Here is a 17,306-nt window from a genome sequence, read left to right as displayed (position 1 = left end):
CCCCCCTGCCGGTTACGGCCACATTCGGCCCCACCCCGCACCCGCGCTCCGACGCCGAACTCGTGCTGGACGCCTGCCACGGCGACACCGGCGCCTGGGAGGAGATCGTGGACCGCCACCTGCCCACCGTGAACCGCGTCGCCCGCTCCTACGGCCTGGCACGGCAGGATCGCGAGGACGCCGTACAGACCGTGTGGCTGAACCTCAACCGGCACCTGCCGCGCCTGCGCCACCCCCACCTGCTCGGCGCCTGGCTGCGCCGTGTGACCCGGAGCGAGTGCGGACGCCAACGCGACCGCGCCCGTGGTCAGGTGCCGGTCGATCCGCATCGGCTGGCCGGATGGGCCGACCACCTCCTCGACGTCGAGGACGCGTACCTGCGCAAGGAGCGCCATGCCGAGCTCCACCGGGCCATCGACGCGCTCGGCCCGACCGACCGACGGATCGCCCGGCAGTACCTGGACGACTCCCCCGGGGCCGCGCCGGTCTCCCACCGCACCACCGCGAACGAGCGGCGGAACCTGTTCCGCCGACTGCGCCGTTCCCTGGCGGCGCCCGACCGACAGAAAGGCGTGCCCGACCCGTGAAGGACACAGAACCCGGCAGGAGGGCGGCGCTGGCCGCCTTCGACCGTTCCCTCGACCGCGCGCGCCCGGTGCGGACCGTGCTCGACACAGCCCCGCCCGCCGCGGCCTCGCGTGACGGCGGCGACGGCGCCACGACGACGCTGTGCCTCCACCTCGACGACCTGGTGATCGACCTGCACCTGTGCGCCCGGGAGGACGGGAGCTCGCTCGCCGGTCTGGTGAGAGGCGAGTTCGACCACGTGGAGGTGTTCCTGCACCGCCCCGAGGAGCGGCTGCGCGTGTTCGTGGGCGGTGACGGCGCCTTCCACGCCGAGGACCTGCCCCGGGGCCCCCTGTCGCTGACCGTGGTGCGTTCGGGCCACCCCACCGCGGTCACCGACTGGTTCACGATCTGAATAGGACCGACCCGAAAACCGGGGCGGTCCCACGCGGACCCCGCGCGCACGCCCACCGTTTGTCGGGATAGCGCCGTTTCGGTCCCGCTTCGTTCGTCCCCAGGTTGTCCGAGGACGCTCCCGGACCGACCGACGCGCTGCTATCACTGGAGACGACCGGCCCCACTGGCGAAAGGCAGCCGGACGTGTTGTCCCCCAGCGCGACGCCCGATTCCGCCGCGATCCTGCGCGCCGCGCGGCCCCTGTTGGCCAGAGTCGCCGACGGGGTGAGGCTGGCCCGGGACGGGCGTTTCGAGGACACCGTGGCCCTGTTGGAGGAGACTCGGGGCCTGTTGCGCGGGCACCCCGCCGCCGACCTCGCACCGGTGGTGCCGGGGGTGCTCACCGACCTGGGGCTGGCCCAGGCCCTGTGCGGACGCTTCGGTCCGGCACGGGACCACCTGCAGGAGGCCCGCGCCCTGGCCGAGGACCGGGGCCTGCCGCTCCTCGGCACGGTCGCCCGGCAGAACCAGGGGTGCCTGGACCTGTACCGGGGCGACGCGCCCCGCGCGATCGGGACCTTCCTCGCGCTCATGCCGCTGGTCCCCACGGACCGCCAGGAGGCGCTGCGCGTGGACCTGGCGGAGGCCCTGCTCGCCGAGGGGCAGGTGGAGGAGGCCGGCCGCACCCTGGCGGAGGCGCCCTGGCGGGAAGGACCGAGCGACCACGTCCGCACTCTGCTGGAGGCCAAACTCCGCCTGTTGGAGGGCGACCACCGGGCCGCGCTCCTGCTGTCCCGACGCGTCCGGCGGCACATCGGTCCGGGGTCGCCCTGGCACGGCCTGGCCGGACGGCTGGAGAGGCTGGCCGCACGCACCCACCGGAGCCGCCCCCTCGAACGCGCGCGGCAGGCCTTGGAGCTGCGCTCGCCCTCCACCACCGCGCCGCACACGACCCCCGACGCCGCGCGCGCCCTGGCCACCCTCGCCGCGCACCTGCCGGCCGGGGTCGACGCGGCCCCGGTGCCCGACACCGTGGACGAGGCACCCACCGCCGGCACGGGAGCGTCCGGCCCGCGGTCACCCGCGGGCAACCCGTTCGTCCGGGGCGCCGTCCCCGTGCACGCGCCTTTCGGGCCGATCGGGTCCGCCTCGGTGACCGCCGGACCACGCCCCTCGGGCGGCGCACCCCTTCCGGGCGCGTGGCTGGGATCGGGGTGCGGTGACCCCCACGTACTCCAGGCGGGGCTGGAGGGGGCGCTGGCGGTCGGTGACCCGGCTGCGGCGCTGGAATGGGCGGAGCCGACGCGTCCGGAGATCACACGGCACACCCTGCCGGCCGTGACGGGCACGCCCCCGGAGACGGACCTGATGGTGGCCCGCCCACGGCCGCGACACGGACCGGTGCTGGACCGGCTGTTCGACACCCTGGGCGATCGGGCGTTCGTGCACTTCTCCCGGGCCTCGGACCAGGCCGTCGCTCTCGTTGCGGTGGCCGGCCGGGTCCACGCGGCGCCGTTGGGCCCGCTCCTGAGGCTGCGCCGCCTGCTGGCGGGGGCACGACACGCGTGCGCGGCGACACCGCTCGGCGACGCGCGGCGGGCTCTGGACCCCCTCGCCGAGGCCTTGGTGGCACCGATACTGCCGTTGACCGGCGAGCGCCCCCTGGTGGTCACCGGCGCCCCCTACCTGGACGACCCGCCTTGGGGACTGTTGGCGGGGCTGCGCGGGCGTCCGGTCACGGTCGTCGCCGGCGCGCGGGCCTGGATCCGGCATCGCCCCCGCCGGGGTCCGCGGGTCCTGCTGGCCGCGGCCACCGAACCGGCCGGGGCGGGTGCGGAGGTGCGGGCGTTGGCGGGCACCTACCCGGGGGCGCGGGTGTTGGAAGGGGCCCGGCGGGACCAGGTCCTGGCGGCGCTCGCCGGTGCGGACCTGGTCCACCTCGCGGGACACGGGCGCACCGACGCGCGGTCGGCCCTGCGGTCCCGGGTGGAGTTCGCCGACGGGCCCCTGTTCGCCCACGACCTGGTCCGGTCACCACCGCTGTCGGCGCTGGTCACCCTGGCCACGTGTTGGGGCGGCCGGGGCTTCCTCACGCGCGCACCGGGCGGTTTCGCGGGCACCCTGCTGGCTCTCGGCGCGCACACCGTGGTGGCCAGCCCGCTGCCCGTCTCGGACGAGCGCACCGGCGCGGCCATGCTCGTCTTCCATCGGGCGCTCGTCCGCGGCGCCGACGTGTCCGAGGCGGTCGCCGACCACCTCGGACACGTGGGTTTCTGCTGCTACGTCGGCTGACTCACCAGCCGCGCTCGCTCCACTCGGACAGGTGGGGGCGCTCGGCGCCCAGTGTGGTGTCGCCGCCGTGCCCGGGGTAGACCCAGGTGTCGTCGGCCAGGGCGCCGAAGACACGCTCGGAGACGTCACCGAACAAGGTACGGAAGTCCTCGTCGGACCAGGTCTTGCCCACCCCGCCGGGGAAGAGGCTGTCCCCGGTGAACAGGTGGGTGTGGCCTTCGGGGTCGTCGTAGCGCAGGGCGATCGACCCGGGCGTGTGACCGCGCAGGTGGATGACGGTGAGCACGCAGTCCCCGACGGGGATGGTGCCGCCGTGGTGCGCGGGTTCGTCCACCGACACCGGAAGTTCGTCGGCGTCGTCCGGGTGGGCGACCGTGCGGGCACCGGTCTGGCCGACGACCTCGGCCAGTGCCTGCCAGTGGTCCTGGTGGCGGTGGGTGGTGACCACGCGGGCCAGGCCCTCCTCGCCGATCATCTCCAGGATGCGTTCGGGGTCGGCCGCGGCGTCGATGAGGACGGCCTCTCCCGTCGCGCGGCAGCGCAGGAGGTAGGCGTTGTTGTCCATCGGGCCGACGGCCAGCTTGGTGATCGTCAGGTGCGGTAGTTGGCGCAGGTCGGCGGGGCCGCCGACCCTGGTATCTCCGGAGTAGCTCACCCGACCATTGTGGCCTGTCGTGGAGAGCGTGCGAACCGAGGTCGCACACCCGGGTCGTCGGGTGTGCGACCTCCGGTTCACCGGGCCCAGTGTGGCGGGCGTTTGTCGAAGAAGGCCGTGCGCCCCTCGGCGGCGTCCTCTCCGGCGAAGAACTCGGCGGACAGTGCGCCCATGCGCGTGAACGCCTCGATGCGCCGGTCGGGAGCGGCCTGGGCCCCGCCCTCCAGGTCGCCGATGAGCTGCTTGGTGCGGGACAGGGCGCGCGGGGCGGATCCGCGCAGTCCCTGAAGAATCGCTTCGACGGCGTGTTCCATGTCCCGGTCGGACACGGCCTGGGTGACGAGTCCGGCCTTGGCGGCGGCGGAGGCGTCGAACAGCTCGCCGGTGAGGAAGTAGCGGCTCAGCTGACGCGAGTGCATGCGGGCGGAGACCGGGATGGAGATGATCGCCGGGACGACGCCGATCCGCACCTCGGTGAAGGCGAAGGTGGCGCTCTTGGGGGCCAGGGCGATGTCCGCGGCGGCGACCAGACCGATACCGCCGGCGCGGGCGGCCCCGTTGAGCACGGCGATCACCGGTTTGGGCCCGCCCATGATCTGTTCGAAGATCTCGGGAAGTTCGGGCGCGGGTTCGACCGGTTCTCCGGCCAGGGCCGCACCGACCTCCTTGAGGTCCGCGCCGGCGCAGAAGACCGGTCCGCTTCCGGTGAGCACGACACCGCGTACCTCGTCGTCGGTCATGACGTCGGTGAGGGCCCGGGAGAGCTCGGTGCGCAACCGGGCGGAGAGGGCGTTGCGGTTACGCGGGGAGTCGAGGGTGATCGTGGCGATGGCCCGATCGACGCTCCACCGCACGAGCGGGGTGTCGGGGGTCGCGGACGGCGGGTGCTGCGTCATCGCAGACTGACCTTTCTCCGTTGAACGCGCGCGTGGACCTGGGGGCACGGCGCGGAACACGCGTGCGGCTCGTGGCCGCCGGCGTCTGTCTTGTGGCGGTAGGCACAAAATCCGATCACCACACTAGACGGCCGCATCATTGCGGCACCACGCTCCAGGACACTCCGTCGATGAAGTCCACGTGACGCACGGAGGCGCCCACGTTGACCGGAACACGCCCGCACCTCACGCGTCACACGGCCGTACCGCACGCCCACCGAAGACGGCGAGGGGCGGGGACACGACGGTCCCCGCCCCTCGCCGACGTGGCTCAGCGGCCCCGGGCCGCCCGGGACAGCGCGTCGGAGAAGTGCAGCATCGACTGCACGGCCTCCGCACCGTCGGCCGCCTCGCTGACCCTGAGGGTGAGCGGCTCGGCGGTGATGGCGCCGGTGTAGCCGTGGTCGAGTTCGCAGCTCTCGTCCGCGCAGGAGGCCGGTTCGAGGTCGATGTGGGCGACCGCGCCCCAGTTCACCGACAGGTTGACGCTGAGGACCAGCTCGCTGGGCATGCTGCCCGACGTGTACTGGGCCGGGTTGGGCACCACCCGGGTCAGGGCCACCGACTGGACGTTGCCCAACTGGATGCTGTCGGTCGTGGTGGAGGCGTGCGAGGCGCCGCCGGGCTCGGTCGGTGGGTGCTCGTCGGTGTGGCAGACCACCAGGCGGGTCGCGGTCAGCAGCATCACGGTGATGTGCCGCCGCATCTCCATGGCGGGGTCGAAGGTCGCCTCGTGGTGCACGATGAACGCCTGAGCGTCCTCGTCGCCCAGGACGTCGGCGACGGCGTCGATGACCAGCGCGGGGTAGTACCCGCTCCGCTCGATCTCCAGACGCCAGTCTGTGGGCACGGCACGTGTTTTCCTCATACCCCTATCCTGCCCCCTTCCGATGACACTTCGCGACCGTCCGGCGAAGAGCGAGGCCCACGGCCGGATCAGAACGTCACCCCGCGCAACCTGCGGGGCCCGGAGTCGGGGCGCACCTCGGGCGCCTCGCGCAGCCACATGCGGGCCCCCAGAACGTGGGCGCCGGTGGCGTTGACCAGTACCGGGTCCAGGTCCACGTAGCCGATCTCGGGGAACGCCTCCACCAGGCGCGAGACCCGGATGAGAAGTTCCTCCAGGGCCTCCACGTTGGGCTGTTCGGCCAGCGAGGTCGCCCCCGCGGGCAGACCGAACAGCAGCGGGGCGGCCCGGACCGCGTGGATGAGGTCGGCGGCGTCCATGTCGGTCAACGGCGCGAGCCGGAAGGAACGGTCGTCGAGGAGTTCGGCGGTGACGTCCGCGAGACCGAACGAGACCACGGAGCCGAAGGACTGGTTGTCCCCGGCCCGCACCACGGTGGGCACACCGGGCGCCGCCATGCGCTGCACGACCAGTTCGGCGTCGTCGCCGAAGCGGTCGTACAGGGACAGGTAGGCGCTGCGCACGTCCTCGGGGGCGCGCAGGTCGGCGCGGACGAACGTGCCGCCGGCCCGGACCCGCAGATCGGGGGCGTCGGCCTTGACGACCGCGGGGTAGCCCAGCTCTCCGGCCGCGACCACGGCCTCCTCCGCCGAGTGCACCCGGATGTCGGGGTAGGCGGCGATGCCGTAGCAGGACAGCAGGTCGCGGGCGTCCTCGCTGGAGATCGCCGTCTCCTCGTCGTAGCGGCGATCACCGCCGAACCAGGCGATGTCGCCCTTCTCGGCGTCGGCCTTGGCCAGGGCCCGGGCGATGACCGCGCGGGCGCGGGCCCCATCGATGTCGGGCAGTTCGGGGTGCCGACCGGGCTTGCGGTCGCGCCACTGGGCGTAGCGGGTGGCGTGCGCCAGGGCGCGCACGGCGTCCTCGGGGGCGGGGTAGGACGGCACCGAACCGTGCAGGGTCTGCCCCAGGTCGCCGACGTGGCGCAGTTCCTCGGGGATGCCCTGGCGGGCCAGGTAGGTGGTGACGATCGGCTTGCCCGACTCCAGGGAACGGGCTCGCAGCGCGCGGGCCACGTCGTCGCCGATCGGGTGCAGGGCCGGGACGAACACCACCACGACCGAGTGGACGTCGTCGGCGGCCAAGGCGGCCTGGAGCGCGTTGTCGAAGTCCTCGGCGGTGGCCTGCGGCCCGAGGTTCACGGGGTCGTGCGGCTTGAGCCCCTGTCGGACAGCGGCGTCCTTGACCAGCAGCTCCAGGGAGTCGGAGTTGCCGATGATGCCCACGCGCGGCCCCCCGGGCAACGGTTGGTAGGCGAACACCTGGGCGGCGTCGAACATCTGGGTGATGTCGTCCACGCGCACCACGCCGGCCTGTTGGAACAGGGAGGTGACGGCGTAGTCGGGCAGGGCCAGCCCACCGGCGGCGTGACCGGTGGGGGTGGTGTGCGCCGAACCGCCGCTGCGCACCGCCACGACCGGCTTCTGCTTGGCCAGGCGCCGCGCCAGTCGGGTGAACTTGCGCGGGTTGCCCAGGGACTCCAGGTACTGGAGGACGACCTGGGTCGCGGGGTCCTCCTGCCAGTACTGCATGAGGTCGTTGCCGGACACGTCGGCGCGGTTGCCGGCCGAGACGAACGTGGACAGTCCCATGCCCCGCTCGGCGACCCGTTGGAGGATGGCGCGGCCCAGCGCACCGGACTGGGAGAAGAACCCGATGGGGCCCGCCGGGGGCAGGTCCGGGGAGAGGGTGGCGTTGAGCGAGATCGACGCGTCGGTGTTGGCGATGCCCAGGCAGTTGGGTCCGACCACACGCATGCCGGCGGCGCGGGCGGTGCGCACCAGTTCGTCCTGGCGGACCCGGCCCTCGGGCCCGGTCTCACCGAACCCGGAGCTGACCACGACCAGGCCGTGCACACCCTTCTCGGCGCACTGTTCGACCACGTCCACGACCATGTCGGCGCGGACCGCCACCACGGCCAGGTCGACCTGGTCGGGGATGTCCAGGACCGACGGGTAGGCGCGAACGCCCACTACGGCCTTGGCCTCGGGGTGGACCGGGTAGACGGGCCCCTGGAACTCACCGCCGAGGAGGTTGCGCAGGGCGGTCTGACCGATGGTGTGCGCGGTGCGGCTGGCACCGATGACCGCGACGGACTCGGGAAAGAGCAGGCGTGCGATGGAACGCGACTCGGCGCGCTGCTCGCGGGCGCGCATGACCTCCTGGGACCCGTCGGTGGGCTGCAGGTCCAGGGTGAGCCGGATGACCCCTTCGTCGAAGGTCTGCTGCGCGGTGTACCCGGCCTCACGGAAGACGTTGATCATGCGCCGGTTCTCCGGCAGCACGTCGGCGATGAAGCGACGCACGCCGCGCTCGCGGGCGGCCGCGCCGATGTGCTCCAAGAGCACCGAGGCCAGACCGCGCCCCTGGTGGGCGTCCTCGACGACGAAGGCGACCTCGGCCTCCTCCGGGGCGACCTTGTCGTACCGCACCACCGCGACGAGCGAGTCGGAGATGGTGGCGACCAGGGCCACACGGTCCTCGTAGTCGACCGTGGTGAAGCGTTTCACGTCACGGTCGGACAGCTTGGGGTAGGGCGCGAAGAACCGGTAGTAGATCGTCTCCGGTGAGAGCCGTGCGTGGAACTCGCGCAGGAGGTCGGCGTCGTCAGGGGTGATGGGGCGCAGATGCGCGGTGCCTCCGTCGGTGAGGACGACGTCGGCTTCCCAGTGGTTCGGGTAGGACTGCACGACTGTGAGACTAGACGACAATCGGCCGAATCCGGAGAAAGTCCATGCGGTCCGACAGAAATCACCACCGGATCGGCCCCTGTCGCGAGCGTCGACGGACCAGTCCACATCCGGGTCGGCGTAACCTGTTCCGGTGGGTCGTTCGACCCCGACAACGCCTCCGTGACCGTGTGTCCGTGGTGCTGTCAGTTCGTTACCCGCCCCTGATCGTTAAGCTGTTAACGTCGTGCGGGCACAGGTTCTCAACCCTCGGTGGTGGCTGTCGAAATGACTCGAGTGGTCGTGATCGGTGATCTGATGACCGACGCCGTCGCGCGCGCGTTCCACCCGTTGGCCAGGGGCAGTGACACCCCCGCCTCGGTGGTCATGTACGGCGGCGGCTCCGGCGCGAACATCGCCGCCTGGCTGTCGGTCGAAGGAACCGAGACCACGTTCGTGGGTCGTCGAGGCTCCGACATCACCGGGCGTACGCGCGAGATGGAGCTCATGGGCTACGGCCTGGACTCGCGCATGGTCATGGACCCCGAGCGCGGCACCGGTCACTGCGTCGTCATGATCACCCACCGAGGCGACCGGACGATGCTCAGCGACCCGGGCGCCAACGCCCGCCTGCAGCCCGAGGACCTGCCCCGCGACGTGTTCGGCCCCGACGGCCACCTGCACGTGTCCGGCTACACGCTGATCAACGACGACTCGCGCCGTGCCGCCCGGGTGGCCCTGCGCATGGCGCGCGAGAGCGGCATGTCGATCTCGGTGGACGGTGGTTCGCACGCGCCGCTGGAGCGCGCGGGCGCGGAGAACTTCCTGGACTGGACCCAGGGTGCGCGGCTGCTGTTCGTCAACGTCGACCAGGCCCGGGTGCTGACCGGCCGCGACACCCCCGAGGCCGCCGCCAAGGTGCTGACCGCCTGGTTCCCCAACGTCGTCATCAAGCTCGGCGAGGAGGGCGGCCTCTGGGCGTCCAAGACGCGCGAGGACTGCGTGACCGCTCCGGCCGAGCCGGTGGAGCCCTCCCCTGGTTCGGTGGGCGCCGGTGACGCGTTCGTCGCCGGGTTCCTGCCCGCGTGGCTGGCCGGCCGCCACCCCAAAGAGGCGTTGGGGCGCGCCAGCCGCCTGGCCGCTCGCGCCCTGCACCAGCCGGGCGCCCGCCCGGACCTGGGCGAGGGGCAGCCGGTGCGCAGAGGAGCCCCCCGAGGCCAGCGCATCCGCTAGAGGAGTCCCGTGGGGCCCGTGGTGATCACCACGGGCCCCACGGCTGTTCGTGGGCGGGCCCTCGCCCCAGGGCGCCCGCGAGCACACGGAACGCGGCCCCGGGTCAGCCGCCGGTGGTGGCCAGGGTGAGGGGCAGCACCTCCGGGGCCCCGGCGCGGCGCAGCACGGCGGCGCCCACCGTCAGGCTCCAGCCGGTGTCGACCAGGTCGTCCACCAGCAACAGTGGTCCCGGGTTCTGGGCCTGGATTTGGGCCACACGCTCCTGGAGTCCGGGGTCGGCGTCCAGCACCGAGTACACCTGCTCCAGGCGCATGGCGCTGTTGTGCCGGCGGGGGCCGGGACCCCGGTCGGTCCGGTAGGACAGTGATCCCAGCGGGACCAGTCTGCCCAGCGAGGACAGCCGGTCGGCCAGGTCGGCCACCAGGGTGGGGCGGGTGAGCGAGGGCATGGCGACCACGCCCACCGGCCGGTTCTCCCAGCCCCAGCCCGCCAGGACCCGCACCACACCGTGGAGCATCCGTTCGTCGACGGGTCCGTCCGGGGCGTCCTCGGCGAGGACGCGACGCAGGTCGGTGCCCCAGCCGATGTCGGTGAGCCGCCCCAGGGCGCGCCCCTCTCCGGCCTGCAGCTCGGGGGGGATCTTCCCGGAGAGCCGCACTCCCAGGGTGGCCATCCCGGTCGGCCACTGGCGACGCGGGGCGATGGGGGTGCCGGGGCGGTCCAGGTGGTCGGCGGCGGCCTGACGGCGCCCGGAGTCCACCTCCGTGCTCCAGTACCGGCCCGTGCACACGTCGCAGCGGCCGCAGGCGGTGGCCTCGGGGTCGTCGAGCTGGCGGCGGAGGTACTCCATCCGGCAGGTGTCGGTGGCGATGTAGTCGAGCATCGCCCGCTGTTCGCGTTCGCGGGCGGCGCTCACCTGGGCGTAGCGTTCGGCGTCGTAGGTCCACTGCCGTCCGGTGGCGATCCAGCCGCCGCGCACACGGCTCACCGCGCCGTCCACGTCCAGCACCTTGAGCATCTGTTCCAGGCGCGTGCGACGCAGGTCCACCCGGGTCTCCAGGTGGGCGACGGACAGGGGTCCCTCGGCCTCGGCCAGCACCGCGAGGGTCTGACGGACCGTCTCCTCGGGTGGGAAGGACAACCCGGCGAAGTACTCCCAGATCTGGACGTCCTCGCGCCCGGGCAGCAGCACCGCCTCGGCGCGATCCACGCCACGACCGGCACGGCCGACCTGCTGGTAGTAGGAGATCGGCGACTGCGGGGCGCCCAGGTGCACCACGAAGCCCAGGTCGGGTTTGTCGAAGCCCATGCCCAGGGCACTGGTGGCGACCAGGGCCTTGACCCGGTTGTCCAAGAGCGCGTCCTCGGCGGCACGGCGCTCGTCGGGGTCGGTCTTGCCCGTGTAGGGCAGCACCTGGAGACCCTGTTCGGTGAGGAAGCGCGCGGTCTCCTCGGCCGCGCCGACCGTGAGGGTGTAGACGATGCCCGAACCGGGGATCTGCGGCAGGTGCTCGGCCAGCCAGCTCATCCGGGCGGTGGGGTCGGGCAGTTCGGCCACGGCCAGGCGCAGGCTCTCCCGTTCCAGGGTGCCGCGCAGCACGAGGGTGTCGGCCCGGTCGGCCCCGGCCTGGAGCTGTTCTGCGACGTCGTGGGTGACCCGCTCGTTGGCGGTGGCGGTGGTGGCGAGCACCGGGACACCGTCGGGCAGGTCGTGCAGCAGGGAGCGGATGCGGCGATAGTCCGGGCGGAAGTCGTGGCCCCAGTCGGAGACGCAGTGCGCCTCGTCGATCACGACCAGACCCGCCCCCGCGGCGAGTTCGGGCAGGACCCGGTCCCGGAACTCGGGGTTGTTGAGGCGTTCCGGGCTGACCAGCAGCACGTCCACCCGCCCCTGCGCGACCTCGCCGTAGGTCTCCTCCCAGGCCGTGACGTTGGCGCTGTTGATGGTGCGGGCGTGGATGCCGGCGCGCTCGGCGGCCGCGATCTGGTTGCGCATCAGTGCCAGCAGCGGCGAGACGATGACGGTGGGACCGGCGCCCTCGGCGCGGCGCAGCGCGGTGGCCACGAAGTACACGGCCGACTTGCCCCAGCCGGTGCGCTGTACCACCAGCGCGCGCCGGTGTTCGGCGACCAGGGCGTGGATGGCGGTCCACTGGTCCTCGCGCAGGCGGGCGGAGTCCCCCGCGAGGGCGCGCAGGTGTTCCTCGGCGCGCTCGCGCAGGGCGCCGGTGTCGGTGGTGAGGTCCGTGGGAGAGGCCATGTCCTCTTTGGTACCAGAGCCGGGGCCGCACCGAGCGCCCGTCCACAGGTTCGATCGCTCGGCGCGGGGAAGCCGCCGGTCGGCGGACCGCGCGACGGCGGACGGGGCACCGACGGGGACCGGGTTCCGCTTCATCCCACAAGATCCACAGGGTCACGGAAAGGAAACATTCTCGACTTGTGCCATTGCGTTCGAGCGTGGCGATACGAACACTGTCCGCCAGGGCTCATGTCCTCCCAATGGGAGCGCTCCCGCTACGTTCGCTCCCCGCCGAGAAGCACGAAAGGCACATGATGGCTCACCCCCGACACCCCGCTCACGCGCGACCGGGCCCACGCGGCCGCAGGCTGGGCCTGCTCGCCGCCGCCTCGGCGCTCGTGGTCGGCGGTTCCGCACTCGCGGTCACCGGCGCCGGAACCGGCGGCGCCGCCCACGTCTCCGCCGAGGTCGCCGAGGTCCCCGTCGGCTCCGGCGGCTACGCCGAGACCATGCCCGAGGGGTACTCCGGCCCCTCCGATCTGGACGGCAACCCGGTGTCCCCGAAGGTCACCGACGACTTCGAGGGCCCGGCCCCCACCAACGAGTGGTGGTCCTCGCTCATCTTCCAGCGCTACGCCGACAACCCCTACGGCGAGAACCTCTTCGCCCACCCGTTGAGCTTCCTGCCGCACTCCGGCGGCCTGGACATGGGCTACCCCGACACCCACCAGCTCGTGGGCGAGGACCTGAAGTACGAGTACACCGCCGTCGCGGACCTCGCGCTCGGTGTGTCCGGGCTGGACTCGCCCGACACCCGCACGGCCGGCAACGGCGACTGGACCGTCACCGCCCACTGGGAGGGCGGCGGCTCCACCCTGCGGGTCACCCTCGGTCAGGGCCTGCCCTTCGCCTACGCCGAGACCTCCGGCGGCGACGCCGAGGTGACCTTCGAGAGCGCCCCGGACATCTGGCACGAGGACGGTTCCACCGTCGGCGCCACGGTGAACGGGCGCCACTACGCGCTGTTCTCCCCCTCCGACGCCCCCTGGAACCTGTCCGGCGACACCCTGACCGCCGCCACCGGCGACGACGGGTACTACTCCGTGGCGGTCCTGCCCGACCCGGACGACCTGGACGCCTTCGCCCCCTACGCGCACTCCGTCGTCACCGACTCGGTGGTGGAGTACGACTACGACGAGTCCGCCGCCACCCTCACCAGCACCTACAGCGTGGAGACCGAGGCGCGCGAGGGCGAGGAGAGCGGCACCCTGATGGCGCTCTACCCGCACCAGTGGGAGCACGTCACCGGTGACCTCACCGACCTGACCTACGCCTCGCCCCGCGGCGAGATGCGGGTGTCCGAGGGTGCCTCCTTCACGACCGAGCTCACCACGCAGGGCATCATGCCCTCCCTGCCCACCGTGGACTCGGCCGACCACGACCGCATGGCCTCGCTCATCGACGAGGTCCTGGCGGAGGAGGAGCTCTTCCCCGAGCCCGGGGACACCTACTGGGACGGCAAGGCCATGGGTCGCCTGGCCCAGCTCGTGCCCATCGCCGACTCCATCGGTGACACCGAGGCCCGCGACGAACTCCTCGGGCTGGTCCAGGAGCGTCTGGAGGACTGGCTGACCGCGGGTGGGACCCGCCAGTTCCACCACGACGCGGACTGGGGCGCCATGCTCGGCTACCCCGACAGCTTCGGTGCCGCCACCGAGCTCAACGACCACGACTTCCACTACGGCTACTTCGTCTCCGCGGCGGCCATGGTCGCCCGTTACGACGCCGACTGGGCCGACGAGGACGCCTGGGGCGGCATGATCCGCCTCCTCATCCGCGACGTCGCCTCCACCGACGCCGATGACGCGATGTTCCCCCGTCTGCGTTCGTTCTCGCCCTACGCCGGACACGGCTGGGCCTCCGGGCACGCCGGGTTCGCCGCGGGCAACAACCAGGAGTCCTCCTCCGAGGGCATGCACTTCGCCGCCGCCACCGCGCACTTCGGCGCCCTGACCGGCGACGAGGAGCTCCGTGACCTCGGCGTGTACCTGCACACCACCCAGGCCTCCACCATCGCCCGCTACTGGCAGGACCAGGGCGGCGGCACCTTCCCCGAGGACTACCTCGAGGACGTCGTCGGCATGGTCTGGGGCGACGGCGGCGACTACCGCATCTGGTGGGACGGCGGCCACGAGGAGCACTACGGCATCAACTACCTGCCCATCACCGCCGGTTCGCTGTACCTGGGCCACGACCCGGAGCACGCCGGGATGATCTACGACTCGCTCGTCGACAAGCTCGGCGGCGAACCCGAGATCTGGCGCGACATCCACTGGGCGCACCGTGCCCTCTCCGACGGGGACGACGCCCTGCGCATGTTCGAGGAGCAGTGGGACACCTACGAGCCCGAGGCGGGCGGCTCCAAGCCGCACACCTACCAGTGGGTGTCCACGCTCGCCGAGTTCGGCACCGTGGACGTGTCCGTGACCGCCGACACCGCCCACTACGCCGTCTTCGACGACTCCGGAAGCCGTACCTACACGGCTTTCAACCCCACCTCGGAGTCCCTCACCGTCGCCTTCTCCGACGGTACGACCCTGGACGTCCCCGCGGGTGAGACCGCTGTGACCAGCGGTTAGAGGAACCCGCGCCCCACACGAAGTGCTCCGCCCCCGGCCCTGGGCCGGGGGCGGAAAACCCCTTCCACGGCGAGACGGAAACCCGCTGCAACGCGACTCACACACGCCCGACCACGCGCCTGTGTACGTTTCAGTCACCGGAGCAGGCCAGAATTACGGACATGGCCCGTACTACTTCCCGTCCCCCCGAGGATCTCGCCGAGAAGATCATCGACATCGACGTCTCCGAGGAGATGCGCGGCAGCTTCCTGGAGTACGCGTACTCGGTGATCTACCAACGCGCGCTGCCGGACGCGCGCGACGGCATGAAGCCGGTCCAGCGGCGCATCCTCTACCAGATGAACGAGATGGGTCTGCGGCCCGACCGCGGACACGTCAAGTGCGCTCGTGTGGTCGGGGAGGTGATGGGCCGGCTCCACCCCCACGGTGACTCCGCCATCTACGACGCCCTGGTCCGGCTCAGCCAGTCCTTCGCCATGCGCGTGCCCCTGGTGGACGGCCACGGCAACTTCGGCTCCCTGGGCGGCGACGACGCCCCGGCCGCCATGCGGTACACCGAGGCGCGCCTGGACAACGCCGCCGACCTGCTGGTGTCCTCCATCGACGAGGACGTCGTCGACTTCAAACCGAACTACGACGGCCAGGAGACCGAGCCCGAGGTCCTGCCCGCCGCCTTTCCCAACCTCCTGGTCAACGGCACCAGCGGCATCGCCGTGGGCATGGCCACCAACATGGCCCCGCACAACCTCGGCGAGGTCGTCGCGGCGGCGCGTCACCTCATCGCGCACCCCGACGCCACCCTGGACGAGCTCATGGAGTTCGTCCCCGGCCCGGACCTGCCCACCGGCGGCACCATCGTCGGCCTCGACGGTGTGCGCGACGCCTACCGCAAGGGCCGCGGCACGTTCAAGACACGGGCGACCGTGTCCATCGAGAAGGTGTCGGCGCGCCGCACCGGTCTGGTCATCACCGAGCTGCCCTACAGCGTCGGCCCCGAGAAGGTCATCGGCCGCATCAAGGAGCTGGTGCAGTCCAAGAAGCTCCAGGGCATCTCGGACCTCAAGGACCTCACCGACCGCAACCAGGGCCTGCGCCTGGTCATCGAGCTCAAGAACGGCTTCAACCCCGAGGCCGTCCTGGAGGAGCTGTACCGCCTCACGCCGATGGAGGAGTCCTTCGGCATCAACAACGTGGCGCTGGTCGACGGCCAGCCCCAGACGCTGGGCCTGCGCGAACTCCTCCGTGTGTACGTCGACCACCGCCTGGAGGTGGTGCGCCGACGCAGCGAGTTCCGCCGCAAGAAGCGTCGGGAGCGGCTGCACCTGGTCGCCGGTCTGCTCGTGGCGCTGCTCGACATCGACCGGGTGATCGCGCTCATCCGCGAGGCCGACGACACCGCGGCCGCCCGCGAGTCCCTCATGGGTGCCTACGACCTGTCCGAGATCCAGGCCCGCTACATCCTCGACACGCCGCTGCGCCGCCTCACCCGCTTCGACCGCCTGGAGCTGGAGACCGAGCGCGACAAGCTGAACAAGGAGATCGAGGAGCTCACCTCGATCCTGGAGTCCGACAAGAAGCTCCGCCGGGTCGTGTCCAAGGAGCTCAACGAGGTCTCCAAGAACTTCGCCACCCCGCGCCGCACGCTGTTGCGCGAGAGCGACGGCGCCGCCCGCTCCGCGGTCATCCCGCTGGAGATGGCCGACCAGCCGTGCCACGTGCTGTTCGGCGTGGACGGCCGCATCCTGCGCACCAAGGACGCCACGCTGCCCCGCCCCTACGAGGGACTGCGCGTCGCGCACGACACGATCCACGTGTCGGTGCCCACCTCCTCGCGTTCGGACATGGGTCTGGTCACCAGTCTGGGACGGATGATCCGTGTCCCGGTCGTGGAGCTGCCGGAGCTGCCCGCACCGCAGGAGGGTGCGAAGGACACCCCGCCTCCCCTGACGCACGGGATCGACGTGAGCGAGTTCGTCCAGCTCGACGAGGGCGAGACCGTGGTGTCCGTGGTGTCGATGCAGACCCGGGGCCCCGGTTTCGTGGTCGGCACACTGGGCGGTGTGGTCAAGCGGGTCGCGCCCGACTACCCGCCCAACAAGGACGACTTCGAGATCATCACGCTCAAGGAGGGCGACCGGATCATCGGCGCCACCCAGCTCTCCACCGGCGAGGAGGACCTCGCCTTCGTCACCTCCGAGGCCCAACTGCTGCGCTTCTCCGCCTCCACGGCACGGCCCCAGGGCCGAGCCGCCGGCGGTGTGGCCGGTGTCCGGCTGGCCGAGGACTCCCATGTTCTGTGGTTCGGAGCGGTGCCGAGCCCGGAGGACTCGGTCGTGGTGACGGTGTCCGGAACGGGGAGCGCTCTGGAGGGCACTCAGGCCGGATCGGCCAAGGTCACACCTTTCGAGGCCTATCCTGCCAAGGGAAGGGCCACCGGCGGTGTACGCTGCCACCGCTACCTCAAGGGCGAGGACACCCTGCTCCTCGCGTGGGTGGGACGCCTGCCCGCCCGGGCCTCGCGTGCCGACGGCAAACCGGTCCGGCTGCCCGACAGCAGCGAACGACGGGACGGTTCGGGTGAGGCGCTGACGCGTGCCATCACCACCGTGGGTAGCGGACAGACCGACTCCGGTATCACGGCGCCCGACCAGGGCGCCTGAGGCCACACGGGGAGCGGACCCCGCCCGACCGACGTCGGGTGCGGTCCGCTTCTC

General features: G+C 72.0%; 11 protein-coding genes. 6 read left to right on the top strand and 5 right to left on the bottom strand.

Going from position 1 to position 17,306, the window contains the following annotated elements; all coding sequences use genetic code 11:
- The 3 genes from DSY14_RS01200 to DSY14_RS01190 form a co-directional block, all read left to right on the top strand.
- Positions 1-587, top strand: a 587-nt coding sequence (locus DSY14_RS01200) for an RNA polymerase sigma factor (RefSeq protein WP_374223965.1), incomplete at its 5' end; no start/stop codon positions are given.
- Complete coding sequence (locus tag DSY14_RS01195; RefSeq protein WP_211714500.1) at positions 584-982, top strand: carboxypeptidase regulatory-like domain-containing protein; 399 nt, start codon at positions 584-586, stop codon at positions 980-982. The genes DSY14_RS01200 and DSY14_RS01195, both read left to right, overlap by 4 nt.
- A 185-nt stretch (positions 983-1,167) precedes the next feature.
- Complete coding sequence (locus tag DSY14_RS01190) at positions 1,168-3,255, top strand: CHAT domain-containing protein (RefSeq protein ID WP_307851095.1); 2,088 nt, start codon at positions 1,168-1,170, stop codon at positions 3,253-3,255.
- A 1-nt stretch (position 3,256) separates the two neighbouring features.
- Here DSY14_RS01190 and DSY14_RS01185 read toward each other — a convergent pair whose 3' ends face one another.
- The 4 genes from DSY14_RS01185 to DSY14_RS01170 form a co-directional block, all read right to left on the bottom strand.
- Entirely contained in the window at positions 3,257-3,910 is a 654-nt protein-coding gene (locus DSY14_RS01185; RefSeq protein WP_211714499.1) for an MBL fold metallo-hydrolase, read from the bottom strand.
- 77 nt (positions 3,911-3,987) lie between these two features.
- A complete protein-coding gene (locus tag DSY14_RS01180) occupies positions 3,988-4,806 on the bottom strand; it encodes an enoyl-CoA hydratase-related protein (protein ID WP_211714498.1) in 819 nt (272 codons plus the stop codon).
- A 310-nt stretch (positions 4,807-5,116) separates the two neighbouring features.
- The gene (locus DSY14_RS01175) at positions 5,117-5,713 is read right to left on the bottom strand and encodes a DUF5998 family protein (protein WP_249187114.1); all 597 of its coding nucleotides are present in this window, start codon (positions 5,711-5,713) and stop codon (positions 5,117-5,119) included.
- Between the two features lie 68 nt (positions 5,714-5,781).
- Positions 5,782-8,502: a bifunctional GNAT family N-acetyltransferase/acetate--CoA ligase family protein gene (locus tag DSY14_RS01170; RefSeq protein ID WP_211714497.1), complete on the bottom strand. Its 2,721-nt coding sequence runs from the start codon at positions 8,500-8,502 to the stop codon at positions 5,782-5,784.
- Between the two features lie 276 nt (positions 8,503-8,778).
- On the opposite strand from DSY14_RS01170, the gene DSY14_RS01165 reads away from it, so the two are divergent.
- On the top strand, positions 8,779-9,714 hold the full coding sequence (locus tag DSY14_RS01165) for a carbohydrate kinase family protein (RefSeq protein ID WP_211714517.1): 936 nt from the start codon (positions 8,779-8,781) through the stop codon (positions 9,712-9,714).
- A gap of 103 nt (positions 9,715-9,817) precedes the next feature.
- Here DSY14_RS01165 and DSY14_RS01160 read toward each other — a convergent pair whose 3' ends face one another.
- On the bottom strand, positions 9,818-11,974 hold the full coding sequence (locus DSY14_RS01160; protein WP_211714496.1) for an ATP-dependent DNA helicase RecQ: 2,157 nt from the start codon (positions 11,972-11,974) through the stop codon (positions 9,818-9,820).
- Positions 11,975-12,267: 293 nt separating this feature from the next.
- On the opposite strand from DSY14_RS01160, the gene DSY14_RS01155 reads away from it, so the two are divergent.
- Positions 12,268-14,592, top strand: coding sequence for a glycosyl hydrolase (locus tag DSY14_RS01155; RefSeq protein ID WP_211714516.1), 2,325 nt, complete (start codon positions 12,268-12,270; stop codon positions 14,590-14,592).
- Between the two features lie 161 nt (positions 14,593-14,753).
- Complete coding sequence (locus DSY14_RS01150) at positions 14,754-17,252, top strand: DNA topoisomerase (ATP-hydrolyzing) subunit A (RefSeq protein ID WP_211714495.1); 2,499 nt, start codon at positions 14,754-14,756, stop codon at positions 17,250-17,252.
- The last annotated feature ends 54 nt before the right edge of the window (positions 17,253-17,306 follow it).

The sequence above is a fragment of the Nocardiopsis sp. MG754419 genome (assembly GCF_018207095.1).
Classification (GTDB): Bacteria; Actinomycetota; Actinomycetes; order Streptosporangiales; family Streptosporangiaceae; genus Nocardiopsis.
The sequence above is the reverse complement of the archived record's forward strand: the minus strand, read 5'-3'. Positions and strand labels throughout refer to the sequence as shown.

Coding starts and splice junctions, on each gene's coding strand:
- DSY14_RS01175 (WP_249187114.1), bottom strand. CDS start 5,713: ATGAGGAAAACACGTGCCGTGCCCACAGACTGGCGTCTGGAGATCGAG.
- DSY14_RS01180 (WP_211714498.1), bottom strand. CDS start 4,806: ATGACGCAGCACCCGCCGTCCGCGACCCCCGACACCCCGCTCGTGCGG.
- DSY14_RS01160 (WP_211714496.1), bottom strand. CDS start 11,974: ATGGCCTCTCCCACGGACCTCACCACCGACACCGGCGCCCTGCGCGAG.
- DSY14_RS01150 (WP_211714495.1), top strand. CDS start 14,754: ATGGCCCGTACTACTTCCCGTCCCCCCGAGGATCTCGCCGAGAAGATC.
- DSY14_RS01155 (WP_211714516.1), top strand. CDS start 12,268: ATGGCTCACCCCCGACACCCCGCTCACGCGCGACCGGGCCCACGCGGC.